The sequence below is a fragment of the Aliihoeflea sp. PC F10.4 genome (assembly GCF_054612275.1).
Map to the genome: position 1 here is coordinate 79,603 of NZ_JBTSWH010000003.1, position 21,901 is coordinate 101,503.

The 21,901-nt window shown below is 63.5% G+C and carries 21 protein-coding genes; 13 read left to right on the forward strand and 8 right to left on the reverse strand.

The window, feature by feature from the left end; all coding sequences use genetic code 11:
* Window position 1: 1 nt before the first annotated feature.
* The 4 genes from ACX82Z_RS23185 to ACX82Z_RS23200 form a co-directional block, all read right to left on the reverse strand.
* Entirely contained in the window at window positions 2-2,875 is a 2,874-nt protein-coding gene (locus tag ACX82Z_RS23185; RefSeq protein ID WP_109614874.1) for an HsdM family class I SAM-dependent methyltransferase, read from the reverse strand.
* A 67-nt stretch (window positions 2,876-2,942) separates the two neighbouring features.
* Window positions 2,943-3,134, reverse strand: coding sequence for a hypothetical protein (locus ACX82Z_RS23190; protein ID WP_109614873.1), 192 nt, complete (start codon window positions 3,132-3,134; stop codon window positions 2,943-2,945).
* Between the two features lie 247 nt (window positions 3,135-3,381).
* Complete coding sequence (locus ACX82Z_RS23195) at window positions 3,382-3,630, reverse strand: hypothetical protein (RefSeq protein ID WP_109614872.1); 249 nt, start codon at window positions 3,628-3,630, stop codon at window positions 3,382-3,384.
* A gap of 353 nt (window positions 3,631-3,983) precedes the next feature.
* Window positions 3,984-5,384, reverse strand: a complete 1,401-nt coding sequence (locus ACX82Z_RS23200; RefSeq protein WP_459912237.1) for an ISKra4 family transposase — start codon at window positions 5,382-5,384, stop codon at window positions 3,984-3,986.
* Between the two features lie 144 nt (window positions 5,385-5,528).
* Here ACX82Z_RS23200 and ACX82Z_RS23205 point away from each other — a divergent pair, with 144 nt between their 5' ends.
* On the forward strand, window positions 5,529-6,341 hold the full coding sequence (locus ACX82Z_RS23205; RefSeq protein WP_459912239.1) for a tyrosine-type recombinase/integrase: 813 nt from the start codon (window positions 5,529-5,531) through the stop codon (window positions 6,339-6,341).
* On the opposite strand, the gene ACX82Z_RS23210 is transcribed toward ACX82Z_RS23205, so the two are convergent.
* Together ACX82Z_RS23210 and ACX82Z_RS23215 are read right to left on the reverse strand one after the other, a co-directional pair.
* Window positions 6,322-6,987 (reverse strand): plasmid pRiA4b ORF-3 family protein, encoded by a 666-nt coding sequence (locus tag ACX82Z_RS23210; RefSeq protein ID WP_459912292.1) that lies wholly within the window; start codon window positions 6,985-6,987, stop codon window positions 6,322-6,324. The genes ACX82Z_RS23205 and ACX82Z_RS23210 overlap by 20 nt on opposite strands.
* Window positions 6,988-7,115: 128 nt before the next feature.
* The gene (locus ACX82Z_RS23215) at window positions 7,116-7,757 is read right to left on the reverse strand and encodes a LysR family transcriptional regulator (RefSeq protein WP_459912241.1); all 642 of its coding nucleotides are present in this window, start codon (window positions 7,755-7,757) and stop codon (window positions 7,116-7,118) included.
* Between the two features lie 207 nt (window positions 7,758-7,964).
* Here ACX82Z_RS23215 and ACX82Z_RS23220 point away from each other — a divergent pair, with 207 nt between their 5' ends.
* The gene (locus ACX82Z_RS23220; protein ID WP_459912243.1) at window positions 7,965-9,092 is read left to right on the forward strand and encodes a CaiB/BaiF CoA transferase family protein; all 1,128 of its coding nucleotides are present in this window, start codon (window positions 7,965-7,967) and stop codon (window positions 9,090-9,092) included.
* 12 nt (window positions 9,093-9,104) lie between these two features.
* Window positions 9,105-10,229 (forward strand): CaiB/BaiF CoA transferase family protein, encoded by a 1,125-nt coding sequence (locus tag ACX82Z_RS23225; RefSeq protein ID WP_459912245.1) that lies wholly within the window; start codon window positions 9,105-9,107, stop codon window positions 10,227-10,229.
* A gap of 103 nt (window positions 10,230-10,332) precedes the next feature.
* Here ACX82Z_RS23225 and ACX82Z_RS23230 read toward each other — a convergent pair whose 3' ends face one another.
* Window positions 10,333-11,634 (reverse strand): TRAP transporter large permease, encoded by a 1,302-nt coding sequence (locus ACX82Z_RS23230; RefSeq protein ID WP_459912247.1) that lies wholly within the window; start codon window positions 11,632-11,634, stop codon window positions 10,333-10,335.
* Window positions 11,635-11,645: 11 nt separating this feature from the next.
* Window positions 11,646-12,194 (reverse strand): TRAP transporter small permease subunit, encoded by a 549-nt coding sequence (locus ACX82Z_RS23235; RefSeq protein ID WP_459912249.1) that lies wholly within the window; start codon window positions 12,192-12,194, stop codon window positions 11,646-11,648.
* Between the two features lie 268 nt (window positions 12,195-12,462).
* Between ACX82Z_RS23235 and ACX82Z_RS23240 the strand changes: the two genes are divergently transcribed.
* From ACX82Z_RS23240 to ACX82Z_RS23285, 10 genes are all read left to right on the forward strand, one after another.
* Window positions 12,463-13,353 carry an NAD(P)-dependent oxidoreductase gene (locus tag ACX82Z_RS23240; RefSeq protein WP_459912251.1) on the forward strand — a complete coding sequence of 297 codons (891 nt, stop codon included), beginning with the start codon at window positions 12,463-12,465 and terminating at the stop codon, window positions 13,351-13,353.
* 3 nt (window positions 13,354-13,356) lie between these two features.
* A complete protein-coding gene (locus ACX82Z_RS23245; protein WP_133357763.1) occupies window positions 13,357-14,115 on the forward strand; it encodes a short-chain dehydrogenase/reductase in 759 nt (252 codons plus the stop codon).
* A 24-nt stretch (window positions 14,116-14,139) separates the two neighbouring features.
* Entirely contained in the window at window positions 14,140-15,009 is an 870-nt protein-coding gene (locus ACX82Z_RS23250; protein WP_133357761.1) for a MaoC/PaaZ C-terminal domain-containing protein, read from the forward strand.
* Window positions 15,006-15,776 (forward strand): enoyl-CoA hydratase-related protein, encoded by a 771-nt coding sequence (locus tag ACX82Z_RS23255; RefSeq protein ID WP_133357759.1) that lies wholly within the window; start codon window positions 15,006-15,008, stop codon window positions 15,774-15,776. The genes ACX82Z_RS23250 and ACX82Z_RS23255 overlap by 4 nt, the downstream gene beginning before the upstream one ends.
* 201 nt (window positions 15,777-15,977) lie before the next feature.
* A complete protein-coding gene (locus ACX82Z_RS23260; protein ID WP_245513713.1) occupies window positions 15,978-17,228 on the forward strand; it encodes an acyl-CoA dehydrogenase family protein in 1,251 nt (416 codons plus the stop codon).
* On the forward strand, window positions 17,225-18,352 hold the full coding sequence (locus ACX82Z_RS23265) for an acyl-CoA dehydrogenase family protein (RefSeq protein ID WP_459912254.1): 1,128 nt from the start codon (window positions 17,225-17,227) through the stop codon (window positions 18,350-18,352). The genes ACX82Z_RS23260 and ACX82Z_RS23265 overlap by 4 nt, the downstream gene beginning before the upstream one ends.
* Entirely contained in the window at window positions 18,349-19,500 is a 1,152-nt protein-coding gene (locus ACX82Z_RS23270) for a thiolase domain-containing protein (RefSeq protein ID WP_459912256.1), read from the forward strand. The genes ACX82Z_RS23265 and ACX82Z_RS23270 overlap by 4 nt, the downstream gene beginning before the upstream one ends.
* A gap of 2 nt (window positions 19,501-19,502) precedes the next feature.
* Window positions 19,503-19,880 (forward strand): Zn-ribbon domain-containing OB-fold protein, encoded by a 378-nt coding sequence (locus ACX82Z_RS23275; RefSeq protein ID WP_459912258.1) that lies wholly within the window; start codon window positions 19,503-19,505, stop codon window positions 19,878-19,880.
* Window positions 19,877-20,671, forward strand: coding sequence for an SDR family NAD(P)-dependent oxidoreductase (locus tag ACX82Z_RS23280; RefSeq protein ID WP_459912260.1), 795 nt, complete (start codon window positions 19,877-19,879; stop codon window positions 20,669-20,671). The genes ACX82Z_RS23275 and ACX82Z_RS23280 overlap by 4 nt, the downstream gene beginning before the upstream one ends.
* Before the next feature lie 50 nt (window positions 20,672-20,721).
* Window positions 20,722-21,885: a TAXI family TRAP transporter solute-binding subunit gene (locus ACX82Z_RS23285; protein ID WP_459912262.1), complete on the forward strand. Its 1,164-nt coding sequence runs from the start codon at window positions 20,722-20,724 to the stop codon at window positions 21,883-21,885.
* The last annotated feature ends 16 nt before the right edge of the window (window positions 21,886-21,901 follow it).

Below are 21,901 nucleotides of genomic sequence, written 5' to 3' on the forward strand. Positions count from 1 at the left end.
GCTAGAACCCCTGCGCGCGAAGGTCGGCGAGGACATCGTCGGCGTCACGAAGCGCGATCGAGCGCGTCCAAAACCTATGACGATCCGGTTTTAGCAGAAACACAAAACCCTTGTCGTACAGTCGGGTGATACGTGTGACAGTCAGGCCGGAGCCGCGACGCTCATGAAGTAAGGTGTCAAGATAGTTGTGCAATTCATTGGCGTCGGACCAATCGACCGCGCCATCACCAAACACATAAGGCTTGCAGATGGCACCCGACCATTGCTGAGATTGCAGGGCGCGTACTGGCTTGCGCGTATAAACGGCATTGAGTTGGCTGGAAAATACCTCGTCGAAAGCGTCAAGTGCCTCGACGGGTGCCTTTCGCATCACTGGCGCAGCAGTTCCGAGGCGAATAAAATCACGCTGATGATCAACGATATCTTCCGCAATGACGCGCTCATTTTGGCTGAGATCAAGATCCTGATCCTCCGGATAAGGTAAGGCAAACACGTCGGCACTGAGAATCGCCGTGGCGCGCTGTGTGAATAGGCGGGCGCTAATTCCAGCCACATAGGCGCGCAGCACCGTATTCTCGCGCTTGAGCCAGGCCTCAATGCCAGCGAGACGATCCAGGTCCTTCTTCGGAGCCGTTAGCCCGACAATCTCATGCTTGTAGGTCAGATAGTGGCCGTTCCAGAGGCCGTGATGCAGGTTCTCATGTTCCTTGATCAGCAGGAACGGCGGCGAGAACCTACGCTCTGTCTTGGTATCCTTAATGGGACGGTCTGGTACCGTTTCGAGGAGCACTGTGTTGAGGCCATGTTCGGAGAGCGCGCTCGTCGGCAGCAGCGGCTGGCCGACGAGGTGGCCAGCGGGTCGGGAAATGCCCTTCAGCCCTGCAATGTAGCCTTCGCCGAAATCCCAGCCCTGCTTCGTCGCGAAATCCTTCAGCGTCGGATAGCTACGCAACCGATTGATCAGGTCGAGAACTCGGCTGCCGCCGAGCAGATTTGAGCGCCAGACGTCGCGTGACCGTTCCGCATCCGCGTTGCGGAGCCAATGAAGGTCATAATAGTCGATGTCGAAACCCTGCTCGGCGGTGGCGCGGCCATTGCGGCGGAACACAGCATGAAGCAGGCGGCTATCGGGCGACGGCGTCGCAGCCTCCGCAATCACCACCACGATCTTCGGGTCAGCCTCGCCCTTTTTGAACAGTCCGCGTACCGATACGAAATCGAGGACCTCACGCACCTTCCAGCGGGTGAAGAAAGTACGGCGGAAAGCAAGTGCGTGCTGATTATAGAGAAAGCCTGATGGCTCGACCATCGCCAATACACCTTCTGGTGTCAGCATTTCCATTGCATCGTGCAGGAAAAGATAGGCGAGTTGCTTGTCTGCCAAGGCACCATGCGCCTGCGTGTAGGCGGCGTAGCTTTGCTTCGCCCCTTCCGTCGTCAAAGATGACTCGAAGGGTGGATTGCCAATAATCGCCGTGACCGGCGCTTTGATCATCCCCTTGGCCTTCGCTTCGAAGAAGCAGCTATGGTGCAGTGTCACATCAGCTAGCGGCGGGAATAGCTTCACGCTGGAGCGAATTTCTTCCGGTTGCAGCGCGTCGCAGAGGCTGAGACACAGGCTGAACGCGGCCAGTTCGACGGCCCCCTCTTCGAGATCGATGCCATGTACACGCTGGAGCAGCGGGCGTAGTTCGTCGATGCCTGGACGCGCCCAATTATTCCGCCAGCGCCAGTGCAGAACGAGCCGCCTGTAGGCCTCGACTAGAAAAACTCCCGACCCGCAGGCCGGATCGAGAATTACCCCATCGCCGGCCATCAGCTTGTCGAGTCTGTCCCACCCCAGCGCCTCTTCCAGCATGAGCCGTACTAGGGCGGGAGGGGTGTAAATGGAACTCGAAGCGTCCTTCACAAAGAGCTGATAGATATTGCTGATCAACTCAACCGGCAGATCGCGGAAGGAGTACAGACGCCAGAGGCTAAGCTGGCCGCTGCTATCCTCATAACCTTCAACGAGGCGCGCGTAACTGGCGAGTTCGGTGCTTTCCGCCAAAGCCGCACGTTCTTCATCCGTCAATCTGAATACATGGCCATTGAAACGCTCTTCGAGCGCTTCGAGCAGCGTGACCAACGCTACGCCATCGCCAAGAACTTCGAAAAACCGACGAGCACCCTCGCGCGCCTTGCCGAAATCGGCCGGCTGGAGAACCGATCGTTCTTCAAGATAGGCAATCAGCAGTGACAGGATGAGCAGGCGGCGGCGTAGTCGAGGCGCGAGCAGCCGCCGTTCCGCGAGGTGTTTTGCCAGCGCGCGCACCTCTTCGACCAATGTTCTGTGCGCCGCCTTCTGGGCCGAAAGCATAAGTTTGCAGGTGTCGGGATCATCCCAGATCGTGCCGTTTCGAATTCGAGCAGCGTCCCACCAGATCTCCTCTGCGGCAATCTTTGCGCCAATCAACAGCGTGCGGATCGGACGGCAAACGGCGACATCGCCGGACCCGACAAAATCAGGTTCGTGAGCACAGCGAAAGAGTTGTATGCAGCCAGGCGCAGCGCGATAGACGAGCGGCACGCCGCCCCAGCTCCACAGACGCTTGTGCAGTTCTGCGAACCGAGCGTCGTCAAGCTCGTCAGTTGATTCGAAGATGAATGCTTGCGCGATCGGCGACCGGCCGTGTCGTTCCGCCTCAAAAAACACTGCGCGCGCACCGTAGGAATGCGCCTTCTCCATGATGGCGACTTCTTCCGGCGACCGCCCCTTGGGATCATAATCATCGACCGCCAATAAGCCGTCGATCGCGGGCAGGCCGCGGCCTTCACCGATAGAGAACAGCCAGTCGACCGTCGCTTCGGTGTTGTTTAGGGCCTCGATCGTCATTGCGGCTGACGTAGTGCTTGCGCTGATTCGATACAAACAGCGCGCACCGCCTTGACCCATGGGATGATCATTTTTGCCGGTTCTTTCTGGAGAGAGCGAAGCCTTCCTTGAGAAGGTCCGTCATGCTGATCCCCTGAGCGACAGCGAACCCTTTGAATTCTTTCTTGAACTCTGCGGTCACCTTGAAGTTGAGCGAGATGCCTTTCTCGGTTCCCACGCCGCTTTGGTCGCTGATTATAACAGCATCCTTGTCAGCCATTAGGCATCCCTCACATGGCGATCGACGTAGTCCGGCCGCATTGACATGCTCCAAACTTCCATATGTATGGATTTCTTGCAATACATAAAAGCAGAAAGCTGGCTTTCTTTAGTCACGCCGTGATGGGGCGAGAGGCAAGTCCGGCTTTTTTTGTTGTGTGGTTTGTTGAGTCGCATAATTATCATTATGGAACTAAGTTATTGAAATTGTTATATAATCCATCGGAAGTGGATCTTAGAAATCCGGCTTATGCCTTACCGTCGGCCTGCTCGTCTTCGTATTCCAGCGCCCGTGCGGCTTCGGGAATCAAAGCGAGCCACTTGGGGCCTACGCGCTCAATGGCCTCTGCCAGCGTGTAGTGCATACCGGCCAGCCAGTCCGGCCGGTTCAGCACCAGCGCGACGGCCAACTTCTCGCCGGTAGACAGAACCCCAAATTCACCGTGCTTGGCGTCGCGAGCCTTTGTGATGATGTGCTGCAATTCGTGGTCGGGCATGGAGATCTTCCCAGCTTAGATACTTTCATCAGACTATTTGACGAAGCTACATCAGGCCAGCCCGCCGACAAAGCCGCTTATCGCACAATGCCAAGCCGTTCACCAAGGCTTGGCGGGTACCACGGTCCCGCATCCTTGAGCATCCCCATGATGATTTCGTGCGATAATCCGAAAATTTCAAACCCATCTCGTCGCGCGTCTTCGATGATGGATTCCAGCGTCGGAAATTCCTCCAAACATGTGCCGAGCCAAAGCGCGCACTCGTCCGTTTCCGGATCGGGAAATGCCTGGAGAAAGAAGGTCCGCAACGGGGGATCATAACCAATAGGAGAGCATAAGGATTTGTGTGGCAGCTACGCCGCCGCCTTGTTGCCAGGGTTTCGATGATTATCGTTTGCCATGCCTGGATACCACTTCTCGAAGGTCGAGCGCAGCGAGCCGTCGAGGGTCTGTGTTCGGGTTTGCAGCAGAAGATGCGCGCCTGTCCGGCTCCATTGCATTTGCTGCTTCTTGGCGAAACGCTTGCTGACGACGGCGTTGACGGTGGCTTCCACGAAGGCGGAGGAAATACGCTCTCCGGACCGGTAGCGTTCGCCATAGTTGATCAGGCTGGCGTGGTTTGATCCGATATAGAATCGGAATTCGCCGATCGCTGTCAGAAACTTTTTCATGTTCGGGTAGTCGGTTTCCGTGGCTTCGGCATCGTCGAGCAGCCAATCGATCTCCTCACGCGCCCGGTAGGTGTTGCCATGCCACAGATACCATTTGATCCGGGACAGCATGTCCAGCATGACGTTGCCGGCTTCCTTGTCATGATGGCGAAGGCCCTGGGCGAACTGGCGAAGCACGGTGATGCGCATTGTGATGTGGAACCAGTCCAGGACATGCTCGCTGGCTGGGGCGATCATTTCGGCGAGCGAGCGAACTTCCTCGCCGCCGTCGGTGATGAAGGTGATATCCTGATTGGCCTGCACGCCCTGCTTCTTGAGGTGGTCGAGAATCCGGCGCTGCGGCTTGCGGTCGTAACCATGAACGAAGCCGATATAGCGCGGCTCACCGTCCTCGGGCAGAGAACGGCCGACGATCAGCTCGAAATTCTTCTTCCGGTCGTCACGATCCCGGATGTAGCCGCCATCAAGGCCAATGACGATGCGGCCATCGGGAATGGGCAGGTTCATCCAGTCGCGTGGACACGAATCCTGCATGAAGGAGACGCGTTCTTCCGTCAGCTCCCGCTCGATCCGGGCAGCCGTTTTCAAGGTATGCTGCCGCACCGTCGTGGCGTTGGTCCCGCAGTCGATCGGCAACACATCGGCCAAAAGCTCGGCTGCGGCGGCATACGGCACGAGCGAAGCCCAGCGCGTTTCGAGATACAGCCGCTCGGGCGCGATGTGGTCGGGGATCAGTCGCCGCAACGGCGACACCGTGCCCGGCCGATTGCGTCCTTCACTTTCCGGCAGCGCGTATCGTGGGCTCCTGAGCCGGACATCGCCGAACAGGGTGTGGAAGGTGACGGGATAGTATCCCTTGTGCCGCAACCGGCGGCCGTCCGTCTCACGGTTTTCCGCCAGCCATAGGTGCACCTGCGTCTCCACCATCTTCTGCTGAAGTCTGGCAAGCAGGGCCTTGCCTTCGGCAAGTGACAGACCGAGATCCTCCGCACCCGTTGTGATCTTCGTCATGTCAGCGATGATCTCCCGACCGATCTCTTCGCCGCCGTCGTCGGTGAGTTCCATGACGATCCGAACCTGCATGCTGTATCTCCTTGCCGGGTTTTCCAGAACAGGCGGAGTGGAAAGCTCGTCACGCCCGACCGGCGCATTTCTGCTCTCCGCTTTCGCCGGCAACGGTGATAACTCTCACCAGTTAGCAATCCGGAAATCATCTGGTAAACCGTCATGACCTCGATCGATCGTGCCGCCAATGCCATCGCCACCATCCTGATCCGTGAAGGGATCGACTATCTGCAGAGCAAGGCGGTCATCAAACGCGCCCGCGCCCAAGCCGGACTGTCGGCGCCGCCGGAAAAGCGAACGTCGATCAACCGGCTGACGGTCGAGGAAGAGCTGGTATTCATCGACCATGCCTACGAGGCGAGTGGGGCGACGGGTCTGCTCCTTCAGACCTTGCTGGAAACCGGCTTGCGCGTTTCCGAATTCACCCGACTGCGCGTCGAGGATGTCAGCCTGGCGGAGCGCGTGATCGTTGTCATGCGAGGAAAGGGATCGAAACGCCGCGAAGTTCCGGTCCGGCGGGAGCTGGCGCAGATGCTGAGGCTTCATATCGGCACAAGACGTGCCGGCCCCCTGTTCCAAAGCCGTGAACGGGGCAACGGTTCGCTGCCCTATACCTACAGTCGCCAGCGCATCGGCCAGATCGTGCGGCAGGTCGCCCGCAAGGCCGGGATCACCAAGCGGGTCTATCCGCATCTTTTGCGCCACACGATGGCGACGAAGCTGTTGGCGCTCGGCATGGACATCACCGACGTACAGCGCTTCCTCGGCCACGAGAACATCACCACGACACGGCACTATGCGGAAACGACCGCCGCAACCCTGCGCCGGAAATTCGACCGGATTACCGCTCCAGCGGCACGATCGCTGCTCTCCGGCATCCAGCATGATCGTGGTGATGACGCGGCTCTTCTGGCCGCCGATCTGCTTGCAAACGGTCGCGGTTCGAACGGCGAGATTACATCTGCTGATGCATGAGGGTGAGATGTTCATCTCGTCGCAGGCGCTCGTTTGCCTGCCGCCGCTTGAATGTCCTGCCGAAAAGGGCGTTTCGCCTGTCGATGCGGGAAAGCAGTTCCCGAAATTCATCCGCTCGATCCGGATCGTCGAGGATTGCAAAGGACCGGGTGTCACTGATGTCCTTGATGAATTCCAGCGCACTGGCGAGATCTTCATCCAGTCCAAGCCCGAACGCTTCATCTTCCTGCCGGATCCAGGCCTCAGGGCCACCGCTATCCTCTGGCGGGCAAGTGCCGGCACCGCCGATGCAGCAGGGATAATGCGTTTGCGGTTTGGCGGCGGTCCGCTCTTCCAGCCGCACCTCATGGTCCCACGGAACATTGAGATCGTATTCATACAGAAGCCGACTTCCGGTGCGCAGCTTCAATGCGTCAAGTCCGATGTCCGGCGATTCCGCAGTCAATTCCCATGAGCCGTAGCGGACCGTGTGTACGACAAACTGGTAGAGATGGATGCCTTCCCAGCCCATCGCGACCTGAAGAACGCCGTGAAACTCGCGCAAGGTCATGGTCGCCGGCACCTGCACTCGCCGCCACACCATCGGGCTCAATCCCCTCAGCCAGACGCGGAATTGCAGGACCGTTGGCGTCGTATCCGGCGTCAGGGTACCCTCGGAACGTAATGGCGAACGTCGGCTTGATCGACGCGGCGGTATCAAGATGGCAGGCCTCGATGAAAATCACCGTCCCCCATACCGCATTCACCCCAGGGATGGTACTGCCACACAAATCCTCATGGTCCCTGCACGAGCGGTTCTCTGGAGAGTTGCGCCAGCGAAACCCGGTTGAGCCGCGCCAGCGGACTGGATCTGGGCACCGCCGCGACGAACGGCTCCTCGAACAGCCTCCGCGTCGAAAACTCCGAGGCCGCCATCGGTTCGCGTACGATCGCGATGTCGATTCGCTCCTCCCGCAAGGCGCGCAGCTGTTCCAGCACGGTCATTTCCTGCAGGTGCAGCTTTACGCCCGGATGAAGCTGGTGGAACTTCGGCAGCAGTTCGGGGATCAACGAGTGGATCGCCGAGCAGACCGCGCCGACAGCCAGTTGTCCGGTCAGTCCGTTGGCGACGGCCCGCACGGACTCCGCCGCGAGCATCGTGGTATTTATGATCCGGCGCGCGTAGATCTGCAGGGCTTCGCCCTCCTTGGTCAGCTTCACCTGACGCCTCGAACGCGTGAAAAGCTTTGCCCGCAGCTGGCTCTCAAGGGAGAGAATCTGCTGGCTCAAGGGGGGTTGGGCAATGCCCATGCGTTCCGCCGCGCGCGTGAAGTTGAGTTCTTCGGCGACGGCAAGGAAGTATCGAAGTTGCCGCAGCTCGATCCGCGGCAGATCCTCCAGCACCGGTAGTCGGAGCTTCAGAACCTCGTTGAACATCGTCCCGTTTCCACCGGCCTGACATCCCATACCTCATCCTCCCGCAATGAAGTGCACCCATTGGAGCGAATTTTCCGCCTGGGGCGCATGGATTCGCGACAATAGGGGCTTTCATTTAATTGGTCAAACTCTATAATGGTCAGACCAAGACGAGACTGCGGGAGCCAGGGCCTTGCAGCGCGCGGGGTTTCTGGAGGGAGGACTGTCATGGGACCGTTGAACGGCCTGAAAATCATCGAGATGGGCGGCATCGGGCCCGGCCCGTTCTGCGCCATGCTCATGGCCGATCTCGGAGCAAATGTGCTGAGGATCGACCGCACGACGGATGCCGGGCTCGGCGTCAGGAAGCAGCTTCGTCACGATCTGACCCGGCGCAATCGTCCGTCGATCGCGCTCGATCTGAAGTCCGACAAGGGGCGCGAGGCGGCGCTCGAGCTGATCGCGGGCGCCGACGCCCTGATCGAAGGCTTCCGCCCCGGCGTGATGGAGCGGCTCGGCCTCGGTCCCGAGGCTTGCCTGGCGCTCAATCCAAGGCTCGCTTACGGCCGCCTCACCGGCTGGGGCCAGGACGGCCCGCTTGCCCAAACGGTCGGCCACGACATCAACTACCTCGCGCTCACCGGCGCCCTTTCGATGATCGGCAGCCGCGAGCAGGGCCCGGCCATTCCGCTCAATCTGGTGGCCGATCTCGGGGGCGGCGCGCTTTACATGGCGTTCGGATTGCTCGCCGCCGTCCTGAACGCCCGGGAAACCGGCAAGGGGCAGGTGGTGGATGCGGCGATCGTCGACGGGGTTTCCTCGATGCTGACGACCTTCCGCGGCTTCAGCGCGGCGGGCGCATGGACACACGAATACGAGAGCAATTTCATCGACGGCGGCGCGCCGTGGTATGCCTGCTACGAAACCGCCGACGGCAAATACATTTCCGTCGGCGCGGTCGAGCGCAAGTTCTACGCCGAGCTGCTCGACGGCATGGGTCTGTCGCCCGATTATCTCGACCGTCAGATGGACCGCGCCTCCTGGCCGGAACAGAAGATCGTCTTCGCCGAGGTGTTCCGGAGCCGCGATCGCGCCGATTGGGAGTCGGTCTTCGAGGGCCGCTCCGCCTGCTTTGCCCCGGTCCTCACACTTGAGGAAGCCGCGAACCATCCGCAGATGACGGAGCGGGCGGCCATGATCGATATCGCCGGAATCCGCCAGCCCGCCCCGGCCCCGCGGTTCAGCCGCTCCATTCCGGACATGCCGGAACCGCCCAGCGAGAGCGGCGAAAACACCGCCGCCGCGCTCACCGCCTGGGGCGTCGATCCCGCAGATTTCGCGCGCAAATTCAGCTGAGAGGAGCCATCCGTGACCGATAACCAGACAGCCCCACGCCCCTTCACCGGCCTGCGTGTGGTGGACTTCTCGACTCTCATCGCCGGCCCCTACGGAACGCGCTACCTTGCCGATCTCGGAGCGGAGGTCATCAAGATCGAAACGCCCGAAGGCGACTACCTGCGCACCCAGGCGCCGCTGCGCGACGGGCACAGCACCTATTTCGGCCAGCTCAACTGCGGCAAGAAGAGCGTTGCGCTCGATCTGAAAGACCCGGACACCATTGCCGAGCTGAAAAAGGTCATCGCCACCGCCGACGTGCTGGTCGAGAACTTTCGCCCCGGCGTCATGGCGCGTTTCGGGCTGGATTTCGAGACGCTCGCCGCGCTGAACCCGCGCCTGATCTACTGTTCCGTCTCGGGCTTCGGCCAGGGCGGCATAGGCGCCGGACGTCCGGCCTATGCCCAGACGATCCACGCGACCTCGGGCCTCGAACTCATCAACCTGCGCTACCAGGAAGAGCTGACGCGCCCGGCCAACAGCTGCCTTTTCTATGCCGACGTTCTCTCGGCCGTCTATGCGTTCAGCGCGATCAACGCCGCCCTCTATCACCGGGAGAAAACCGGCAAAGGCCAGTTCATCGACGTCTCGTTGCTCGAAAGCACGATGAACCTCATGCCATATGACGTACAGGAGGCGCAGTTCCCGGCGCCGGTCTCCCGCCCTGTCTACAAGCCCGTGCGCAGCAGCGACGGCTTCGTGATCCTGATCCCGAACACGCAGCGCAACTTCGTGCAGATGGTGCAGGCCATGGGGCATCCGGAATGGGCGGAGGACGAACGCTTTTGCGACGTCATGGCCCGCTACAACAACTACCCGGCCCTGCTCGCCCAGCTCGAGACCTGGACGATGCAGCATACCAGCGTGGAGTGTGAGGAAATCCTGACCGCCGCATCGGTGCCCTGCGCCCGGTACCGCACCATTGCGGAGGCGCTCGAAGACCCGCTCTTCGCCGAACGCGGCGCGTTCCAGACGGTGAGCGACCCGGCCGGCGAATATCTGGTGACCAACCTGCCCTTCAAGATGTCGCGGGCGGAAACGGCCGCCGTTCCGACCGTCTCGGAAGTGGGTGAGTACAAGCTCTCGGATTTTCTCTGATACGCTCTGTACGCCCGCACGGGCGCCCGCTTTCGAACGAGAAAGGCCCACGCTTCCTCCCGGCGTGGGCCTTTCCTTTTTTCAGGGACGCTCCGGTTGGGCGCTAATTCATGTAGTTCGGCAGGAACAGCGTCACCTCGGGGAAGAAGATCAGGATCGCCATGACCACGACTTCCGCCAACAGGAACCAGGTCACGCCCTTGAAGATTTCGCCCAGACCGACCGCATCCCCGACCACGCCCTTCATGACGAAGACATTGAGCCCTACCGGTGGCGTCAGCATTCCGATCTCGATGTATTTCACCAGGATGATGCCGATCCAGACCAGGTTGATGTGGGCGGCCTCGAAGATCGGCAGAAGGATCGGCAGGGTCAGCAGCAGCACGCCCAGCGGATCGAGGAAGCAGCCGAGCACGATATAGACCACCGAGATCGACAGGATGATCACCAGCGGGCTGGCCCCGCCTGCCGCGATCATTTCCGCCAGCAGGTTGGGGATGCCGGAGAATGCGAGAAACCGGGTGAACAGCGCGGCGCCTATGGCGATCAGGATGAGCGTCGCCGTGGTTTCCGCGGCCTCGACAAGGCTCCGTTTGAGGACCTTGAACGAGAATTTGCCCTGCAGGGCCGTCACCAGGATGGCCAGAACCACGCCCGCGGCGCCGGATTCCGTCGCCGTCATGATGCCGCTGTAGATGCCTCCGATCACCGCGAGAACGAGAACGGGCAGCGGCCAGATCGGTCGCAGGATCGCCCAATGGTCCGCCAAGGTCAGGCGCTCGCCCTCATAGGGCGGCGCGAGGGAGGGGTTGAGCTTGACGCGCAGGATGATCAGCGTGGCATAGGCGAAGGCGGTCAACAGGCCGGGCACGATCCCCGCGATCAGCACCTGCCCCACCGGCGCTTGCGCGAAAATCGCATAGAGTACGATGATGATGCTCGGCGGGATCACCGCTCCCAAGGTGCCGACAGCGGTGGCGACGCCGGTCGCAAGCCCCGGATTGTAGCCGCTGGCCAGCATTTCGGGCACGGCCACCCGGCCGAGCGTCGCCGTCGTCGCCATGCTGGAGCCGCTGGCCGCGGCAAAGCCCGCGCCGGCGAAGTTGGTCGCGACCGCCAGCCCTCCGGGCAGCCACCCCAGCCAGACCCGCATCGCCTTGTAGAGGCTCGATGTCATGCCCGAATTGGCGATGATCGTCCCCATCAGCAGGAACATCGGGATCGCCGAGAGCGTCCAATGCGCCGTGAAATCGTAGGGGATGCCCTTGATCGCGCCGATGGCGCCATTCATGCCGCGGATCATCCAGAGGCCGATCATCGAGACGATCGAAAGCGCGATTCCGACGGGCACCCGGATGGCCAGCAGGACAACAAGCGCGACCAGGCCTGTGCCGCCGATGAGCATTGTATCCATGGTCAGGCGCTCCTCCGCGTATTGCCGGCCAGATCGCCGATTCTCCGGTTCTCACCCTTGCCGATCGCCACGGCCAGCCGCAGGATTTGCGCCAGCAGGACGAGGCTGAAGATCGCGCCGCTGATGACCAGGATCCATCGCGACGGCCAGATCTCCAGATTGAAATACTGGGTCAGGGCGAACTCGCCCTTCCGGGTCTTTTCGAGGGCCACGACCAATGAGGCGTAAGTGAAGGCCACGGCGTAGATCAGTGAAACGACAAGCGCGACGAACTCGACCAGCATGCGGGTCCGGGCCGGGGCGCTGTAGACGAGGATGTCCACCGAGATATTGTGGTCACGCAGTTGGGCATAGCCCAGCGCAAGAAAGGAGGCGGCGACCATGTAGTAGTAGGTGCCGAACTCCAGGGTTCCGGCAATGGGCGCGCCGAACAGGTTCCGCATCGCCACGTCGGCGGTGATGTGAATGGCCATCAACAGCAAGAGTAACGCGGCGAGCCAGAGCGTGGCTTTGGCCGCCAGCGTCGCAAGACGGTCGATTAATGCGATCATAGATATCCTCCCCGGATGGCTGGAAGGAGGTATTACACCTCCATTTCGCGCAAGGCGCCGCCTCCGTATCACGGCACAGTGCACGGCCCCGATCAGTGCGTCCAATACGTTATCGCGGGGAAGTGAGAGGGTTGGGCTATCAACGGCTTTCTCGCCCCCGCGCTATTGAGATGCATTTCGTCTTGGCCCTCATCGCTTCGGGCCTCCTAGACTGGGCGCGAGTTTGTCGATCCGCCACAGTCCAGATTAGCCTCGGGAGCATTCGACAGTGAAAATCGGCTTCATGGGCCTTGGCGCCATAGGAACCCCGATGGCGGCGCGAATCGCCGACGCGGGCTATCGGCTCTCCGTCTGGAACAGATCTCCGGCGAAGGTCGCGGAGCTGACCGCGCAAGGGGCGCAACAGGCCGCAACCCCGGCGGCGTTGGCCGACTCCTGCGATGTCCTTTGCATCTGCGTCACCGGCGTCGAGGCGCTGGAGGACGTGGTCTTCGGCGCCGCCGGCGTCGCCAGGTCCCGCACCCCGCCGGCCTATGTGGTGGATCATTCCACCGTCCCGACGGACGACACCCGTCGCCTGGCGGACCGCCTGAAAGAGGCGACCGGCAGCATCTGGGTCGACGCCCCCGTTTCCGGCGGCATCGTCGGCGCGGAGCGAGGAACCCTTGCAGCTTTCGTCGGCGGCCCCGAACATGCCGTCGACGCCGTCAGGCCGGTGCTCGCCTGCTTTTGCGACAACATCACTCACATGGGGCCAACCGGGACCGGTCAGGCGACCAAGGCCTGCAACCAGATGATCGGCTTCCTGTCGGCGTTCGCCGTCGCGGAGGCGCTGGTGCTGGGCGAGCGGCTGGGCGTCGACGTCGCCAGGCTGCCCGATGCCTTCGCCGGCGGCTTCGCGGACACGCCTGCGATCAGGGAGTGGCGGCGCAACATGGCGGAAGGACCGCTGATCGGCCTGCCGCTGCATACCGAAGCGATGCGCGCCTTCCTCTCCAACGGGCCGGCTTTGCCCGCATATGGAGGCGCGAGCCCCGCCAATCTGCGCAAGGACATCGACATCATCCGGACGCTTGCCAGGCAAACCGGGGTGACCTTGCCCCTGATCGAGCAGATGGCCGTCATGGTCGGCCTGCTGCACGCCAACAGGGGAGGATAGCCGATGCTGCTCGATCTGAAGGGCCTGAACGCGATTGTCACCGGCGCGAGCAAGGGCATCGGCCATGCCACCGCGCTGACGCTTGCCCGCGAGGGCGCGCGGGTGACGCTGGTCGCGCGTCATGCCGACACCCTCGCCACGGCAGCCGCGCAAATCGCGGAGGAGACGGGCAGCGCGCCCGACACCGTTGCCGCCGACCTCGCCACCCCCGAGGGGATCGACCGCCTGGCCGCGCGGTCGGAGCCTGTCGACATCCTGGTCAACAACGCCGGAGCCATTCCGCCCGGCGACCTTCAGGCCATCGACGAGAACACATGGCGGACGGCCTGGGACCTGAAGGTCTTCGGCTACATCAACCTCACACGCGCCCTCGCGCCGCGCATCGCCGCCCGGAAGGGAGTCATCGTCAATATCATCGGCGCCGGAGCCGAGAGCCTGAGCCCGGACTACATCTGCGGGGCCGTCGGAAATGCCGCGCTCGTCGCCTTCACCCGGGCTTACGCAAAGCAGTTCAAGGCGATGGGAGGCCGGATCGTCGGGCTCAACCCCGGTTCTGTCGCGACGGAGCGGATACAGCTCTTTCTCAAGGCCCGCGCGGCGGAGAAATTCGGCGATGAGAGCCGCGCCGCGGAGTTGACTGCGAGCCTCCCCTACGGGCGTCCCGCGTCTCCCCGGGAGATTTCCGATGCCGTCGCGTTCCTCGCCTCTCCGCGCTCGGCCTACACCAACGGAACCGTTCTTTCCATTCACGGCGGCGGTTGAACCGCTTAGCACCGGGAGTCCCTGATGGCTTTCAATCACGACGTCGTCGCAAACCTGGTCTTCCCGCCGGTGACCCAGACACCGAGCGCACGAGACTGCCAGCTCTATGCGCTCTCTGTGGGCTTCGGCCAGAATCCGACCGACCGGCGCGACCTGCCATTCGTCTACGAGCCGCATCTGCGGGTCGTGCCGACGATGGCGGCAGTGCTCTGTACGCCGGGACATTGGGTGGCGGACCCGACACTCGGCATCGATGCGGATTCGGTGCTGCACGGAGAGCAATCCGTGCGTCTGCACCGGGCCATTCCGGTCGGACAGCCGCTGACCGGCCATTCCCGCATCGTCAATGTCTGGGACAAGGGCGTCGGCAAGGGCGCGGTCGTCGAGCTGGAATGCCAGGTCAGCGACGCGGACGGCACACCGCTCTGGACGGTCAACCGGACTGCTTATCTGCGCGGAGAAGGCGGCTATGGCGGCGCGGTGCAGCCAAAAGGACGGTCCTGGGCGCTGCCCGACCGCGAGGCCGATATTGTCTGCGATATCCCCACGAGCGGACAGCAGGCCCTGCTCTATCGCCTCAATGGCGATCTGAATCCCGTCCATGCCGACCCGGATGTGGCGGGCGCGGTTGGTTTTCCGCAGCCGATCCTGCATGGTCTGTGCAGCTACGGCATCGCCGGCTGCGCCCTCCTGAAGACGGTTTGCGCGCATGACGAGTCGCGTGTTCGCGCCCTCTCGGTGCGCTTTTCCGCCCCCGCCTTCCCGGGCGACACCATCCGCACCTCGATCTGGCGCGAAGGGTCCCGCGCCCTTTTCACCTGCACCGCGCTCGAGCGGGACGTCCAGATCATCACCAACGGCGCCATGGAACTTGATGAAGGAGCATCGACATGAGCCTTGTCCTCAAGGACACCCCATCCCCGGGCATCGGCCTGCTGACCCTCAACCGGCCCGACGCGCGCAACGCGCTGTCCTTCGAGCTGCGCGAGGAGCTTATCGACGGGTTCGCGGAATTTGCCGCCGACGAGGCGATCCGGTGCGTCATCCTGACGGGCGGCGACGAAATCTTCGCCGCCGGCGCCGACCTCAAGCAATTGGGCGAGACCAACTCGGTCGACATGCTGCGGATCGGGGCCGAACGCTACTGGCTGGCCATCGGCGCCTTTCCCAAGCCGCTGATCGCCGCTGTCAACGGGTTCGCATTGGGCGGCGGTTTCGAGCTGGCGATGCACGCCGACATCATCATTGCCGGAGAAAGCGCCCGGTTCGGGCTGCCCGAGGTCAAGGTCGGGCTGATCCCCGGCGCCGGCGGCACCCAGCGCCTGCCCCGCGCGATCGGCAAGTTCGCCGCCATGCGCTACCTTCTGACCGGCGACATGCTGAGCGCGCAAAAGGCCGAACGCCTCGGCCTCGTCAGCGAGGTCGTCGCCGACAATGAGGTGCTCCCCACGGCGATGGAGATCGCCGGGCGCATCGCAAAGCGCGCGCCGCTCGCCGTGCGGCAGGTCAAGGAGGCCGTGCTGTCCGGCGCCGACGTCCCGCTCGACGCCGCCTTGAGGATCGAGCGCAAGGCGCTGCAACTCCTGATGTCCTCCGAGGACAAGGCCGAAGGCATCGCCTCCTTCATCGAAAAACGTCCGCCGGTGTTTCGCGGCCGATAGCCGAGCCGTCTGCGTCCGACCCCGAAATTCCTGCGCGGGACGATAGTGACCGGCCGGAGTTGACATTGGTTTGACTCATTGTAATGGTAATACCAATTGAACATTTCGTCTCATCGAAATTCAAGACCATAAGGGCCAGGGGAGGAACCGGGATACAATGCACAAGACGCTTCTCTCGGGAGCGAACCGGATCGCGCCGCAGTGACGGATTTGACGCGCCACCAGCCCGGGGACGGCTCCCAGGATCATATCGATCTGCTTCTCGACGACTCGCTGCGGGCGTTCCGCAGGGAAGTCCGGCAATTCCTGCGCGCTGCCGTGCCGGACGAGACCCGCGCCCGGCTCGACATGGGCTATGCGGCAACCAAGCCCGAGACCGCCGCCTTTCTGAAAAAGCTGAGCGCCAGGGGCTGGGTCGCCCCCGCCTGGCCGGTCGAATACGGCGGCACGGGCTGGTCGCAGCTTCAGCGCTTCGTCTACACGATCGAACTCGGCGCCAACGCGGCGCCCTCGATCCCGCCCTTCGGCACGGCCATGGTCGGCCCGGTGCTCTACACCTTCGGCAACCAGGATCAGAAAGACCTGTACCTGCCGCGCATCCTGAGCGGCGAAGACTTCTGGTGCCAGGGCTTCTCCGAGCCCGGCTCGGGCTCCGACCTGGCCAGCCTGAAGACCCGCGCCGAGGACAAGGGCGACCATTACCTGCTGAACGGCCAGAAGATCTGGACCTCGAAGGCCCATTACGCCGACCGGATCTTCCTCCTCGCCCGCACCGGCGAAGGCGTCCGCAAGCAGGAGGGCATCTCCTTCTTCGTGCTCGACATGGACACGCCCGGCATCGAGATCAAACCGATCATCGCCATCGACATGTCCCATTCGCTCAACGAGGTCTTCTTCACCGACGTGAAGATCCCCAAGACCGGGCTGGTCGGCGAGGCAGGCAAGGGCTGGAGCTATGCGAAGTTCCTGCTCGGCAACGAACGCACCGGGATCACCAATATCGGCAGGTGCCGCCGCCAGGTCGCCCGACTCAAGCGGATCGCACGCGCCAGCCACGTCGGCGACACGCCGTTATGCGCCGACCGGGCCTTCCTGCGAGACCTCGCCCGGATCGAAGCCGATCTCACGGCGCTGGAGATCACCGAAATCCGCCTGCTGTCCACGGGGCGCGACAGCGCCTTCGCCAGCGTCGGGCCATCGGTGCTGAAGCTGAAGAGCGCCGAGATCCAGCAGGCCCTCGCCGAGCTCATGGTCTCGGCCCTCGGCCCGTTCGCGGCCGGACGCGGCCCGCAGTTCGTCGATGCGATGGAGGATGTCAGCGATCTTTCCTCCGCCTTCTTCGACGGGGCGCTCGCCGAATACCTCTTCGGGCGCGCGACCTCGATCTATGGCGGCACCAACGAAATTCAGCGCGAGATTCTCGCCAAGGCCACCCTGGACACGCTGCAATGAGCTTTCTCGACCACTTGACGCCCTCCCACGAGGCGGAAATGATCCGTGACAGCGCCACGCGTTTTACCGGCGCCGTCAGCGAGGCGGCGCTGCGACAATCCGATGGCTTCGATGCCGAACGCTGGGCCGGGATGGCCGATCTCGGCTGGCACGGCGTCCTGGCGGACGACGCCGCGGGCGGCCTCGGGCTTGGCGCGGCAGAGGCGGCGATCCTGGCCTATGCGGCGGGCCACGCCCGCCTGCCCGAGCCCTTCGTGGCCTCCTCCGTCACGGCGTTGACCGCCCTTCGCGCCGCCGGCGCCGGCAGTGACGTGCTGGCCGGCCTCGTCGCGGGAAGCCGCATTTTCGCGCCCGTCGGCTTCGGCCTTCCGGTCGGCCTCACCACTCCGGTGTCCGCAGCGCCCGACAAGGATGGCGCCTCGCTTTCCGGCGTCGTGCCGCTGTGCGAGACCGGCCCTCACACAACCGATCTCCTGATCTTCGCGGACGGCCCCGAACCGATGCTCGTGCGGCTGCCGAGCACCGCCGACGGCATCGCGATCACCCCCTATCGGGGCATTGACGGGCGTCATCTGGGCAAGGTGCATCTCGACGGCTGCACTGTCGGCGGCGAGGCGATCCTGGCCCGGGGCGCGGCGGCGCGCGACGCCGTCGCGAAGGCGGAGGCCTTCACCGTCGCGGCGCTCTGCGCCGATGCCGTCGGCGCCATCGACAAGGCCCTGGCCTTGACCCGCGCCTACCTGAACGAGCGCCAGCAATTCGGCCGCCCGCTGGCCGGCTTCCAGGCCCTGCGTCACCGCTTCGCCGACATCGGCGTCGAGGCGGAACTGGCCCGCAGCATGGCCGAGATGGCCAGCTTCGCCGCGCAGACGCTCGCCGACCCCGCGCCGCTGCTCGACCGCGCCCGCGCCCGCATCTGCCGGGCCGCGCAGGCGGTCGGCCAGGCCACGATTCAACTGCATGGAGGGATGGGCATGACCGACGAAATGGCCATCGGACACTATTTTCGCCGCCTGATCTGCCTTCAGGCGCTGCTCGGTCAGGAAGCCGGAAGCCTGCGTCTGCGCAGCGCCGCGCTCGCCGCCGAAATCGACGCCGAAGCAAGGCCGGAGGCCGCGCAATGAGCCGCGCCTATATCGTCGGCGCCTTCGAGCATCCGACCCGCAAGGCCGAAGGCATTTCGGTCGCGCAACTGCACATGCAATCCGCCCGGGGGGCGCTCGCCGACGCCGGACTGACTTTCGACGACGTCGATGGCTACTTCTGCGCGGGCGACGCCCCCGGCCTCGGCCCGATGTCGATGCTGGAATACATGAACCTCAACGTCAGCCATTTCGACTCCACCGATTCCGGCGGTTCGGCCTATCTGGTTCACGTCGCCCATGCCGCGCAGGCGATTGCCGCGGGCAAGTGCAACGTCGCGCTGATCACCCTGGCGGGGCGCCCGCGCGCGGCGGGCATGAAATCCGCGAAAATGCCGCTGGCCCCCACGCCGGACACGCCGTTCGAAGCGCCCCACGCCGCTTCGATCGTCGAAATGTACGGAATGGTCGCGGCCAGGCATATGCACGAGTTCGGCACCACCTCCGAGCAACTCGCCTGGATCAAGGTCGCCGCCTCGCATCACGCGCAGCACAACGAAAACGCCATGTTGCGCAAGGTCGTGACGGTGGAGGACGTGGTCAATTCTCCGATAGTGTCAGCTCCGCTGCACCGGCTCGACTGCTGCGTCGTCAGCGATGGCGGCGGGGCGCTCGTCGTGACGAGCGAGGCCGTCGCCAGATCCCTGTCGCGCCCGCTCGTCGCCGTGCGCGGCTCCGGCGAAGCCATCGGGCACCCATCCGCGGGGCGGATCGACCTGACCGCCTCCGCCGCAGCCGTCTCCGGTCCGCGGGCCTTCTCCGAAGCGGGGGTGACGCCGGCCGACATCAAATACGCCTCGATCTACGACAGCTTCACCATCACCGTTCTGGTCGCGCTCGAGGACCTCGGGTTCTGCGAGAAGGGCAAGGGGGGCGCCTTCGTGGCCGACGGCAACCTGATCTCCGGCACTGGCCGGCTGCCCTTCAACACCGATGGCGGCGGCCTGTGCAACAACCATCCCTCCAACCGGGGCGGCATGACCAAGGTCATCGAGGCGGTGCGCCAGTTGCGCGGCGAGGCCCACCCGGCCGTCCAGGTGCCCAATTGCGACCTGGCGCTTGCCCACGGCACGGGAGGCTCGCTCGCCACGCGCCACGGCTCCGCCACCCTCATTCTGGAAAGGCAGTAGCCATGAACATCGCCGACATTGCCGAGGTCCAGTTCGATGCGGCCCCTTTCTGGGAAGCCGCCAAGGCCCACCGGCTGCTGGTGGCGCGCTGCAACGCCTGCGGCGAGGCCCACTATTACCCGCGCGAGATCTGCCCGTTCTGTCGCGCCGACGACGTCGAGCTGGCGCCCGCCAGCGGGCGGGGCACGATCTACAGTCTTTCGGTCACCGAGCGCCCCGATCACCGGCGCGTGGTGGCCTACGTCACGCTGGAGGAAGGGCCGACGATGATGACGCGCATCATCGACGCGCCGGAAAACATCGCCATCGGCGACGCGGTAACGGTCGATTTCGAAGCGAACCCGGACGGGCTGACCGGGCCGGTGTTTCGCAGGACATGAGCAAGCAGGAACAGGAAACGCACATGCAGAATCTCGGAACGCTCGAAGGCAAGGTGATCGTCGTCACCGGCGCCGGTCAGGGGATCGGGCGCGCACTGGCGGGGCTGATCGCCGATCTGGGCGGCGCCGTCGTCGCGGTGGACCTCAACGGAGAGGCGCTCGAAGCGCTGAAGGCCGATATTCCGGCCGCGGAGATCTTCACCGGTGACGTCAGCGACGCGGCCTTCGCCGCCAGCACCATTGCCGCGGTGCGCGCCAAGGGGCTGCGCCTGACCGGACTGGTCAACAACGCGGGCATCATCCGCCCGGCGATGCTGCTCAAGATGGAAGAGTCCCAGTGGGACGACGTGATCCGCGTGCACCTCAAGGGCGCGTATCTTTGGACCCAGGCCGTCGGCAGGGCGATGATCGCCGACGCGGGCGAATCGAAGAAGACCTCCGGCGCGCTGGTGCATGTGTCATCCATCGCCGGGCGCTCCGGCTCGATCGGACAAGTCAATTACGCCGCCGCCAAGGCCGGGATCTTCGGCATTTCCATGACCGCCGCGAAGGAGTGGGCCCGCTACGGCATCCGCTCCAACACGGTGAGCTTCGGGGTCGTCGAAACCCCGATGACCGAGGTGGTCCGCAGCGAGAAGTTCCGCGACGACATTCTGTCGCGCATCGCCTTGGGCTACTGGGCCGAGCCGCTGGAAGTGGTGCGCCCCGTGGCTTTCCTGCTGTCGGATTCCGCGTCCTACATCACCGGCCAGAACCTCGGCATCGATGGCGGCATGAACATCAACATCTGAACTGGCAATGCTTTGGCGGGCGCCATCCCGCATTCAAGGGAGGAAGAACCATGATACCGAAGGCAATCAGGAGCACGGCCGCGGCCGCTGTCGTGGCGCTGGCGAGCAGCACCGCGATGGCGCAGGACACCCTGCCCGGCACCGTCGTCTGGACCACCTATGACGGCGGCGGCGCGATACACACGGCCGCCGTCGCCATCAGCAGCGCGCTGAAGCAAAGCAACGATGTCAATCTGCGCGTCCTCAGCGCGGGCAATGGCGTCGCGCAGCAGTCGACATTGAAAACCGGGCGTGCGGACTTCGTCCTCGCCGTGTTCGATGTGTATTTCGCCCAGGAAGGCGCCTACCAGTTCGGCGCGAAGGATTGGGGTCCGCAGCCTGTGCGCCTCGTGCTGACCAGCATGACCGACCAGAGTTTCGCGCTGGCGATCGCCCCCGACCTCGCGGAAAACGTCAAGAGCCCGCGCGATCTCGCCGGTTTGCGGATCGCCTTCGTGCAGGGCTCGCCGTCGATCGAAGCAGCGCTGAACACGTACATATTGGCCTGCGGCGGCCTCACCTGGGATGATGTGACCAAGGTCGACGTGCCGGGCTACGGCGCGTCCGTCGACGCCTACATGAACGATCAGGCCGACGTCTACTTTACCACCACCAACACCGGCACCTCGCTGCGCGCCGAAGCCTCGTCGCGCGGGCTGGCCTGGGTGCCGGTGCCCTTCTCCGACACCGAGTGCTGGAAAAACATCCGCGCCAGCGATCCGCGCTGGATCCAGAAGGTCGCCAGGGAAGGCGTCAACATCCCCAAGGAGGGGATCGAGATGGCCAGCTATCCCGAGATGATGCTCAACACCACAAGCGAACGCTCCGACAGCCTCGTCTATGCGATGGTCAAGGCGATCTACGACGATTTCGACAATATCTCCAAGGCCGCCCCCACCACCTACGGACTGGCCGCCGACCGGCAGATCCTCAATTACGTGGTGCCCTTCCACGATGGCGCCATCCGCTACTTCAAGGAGGCCGGCCTCTGGAATGACGAGCTTCAGGCCCACAACGACGCGCTGGTGAAGCGCCAGGAAGTGCTCGCGGACGCTTGGAAAGAGACCGTGGCCCGCAACATTTCCGACGATGCCGAATTCGCCACCGCCTGGAAGGAAGCGCGCATCAAGGCGCTCGAAGCCGCCGGTTTCGACGTTCCCGTCAAGGACTGGTAGTTCGCCAGGGGGCCCG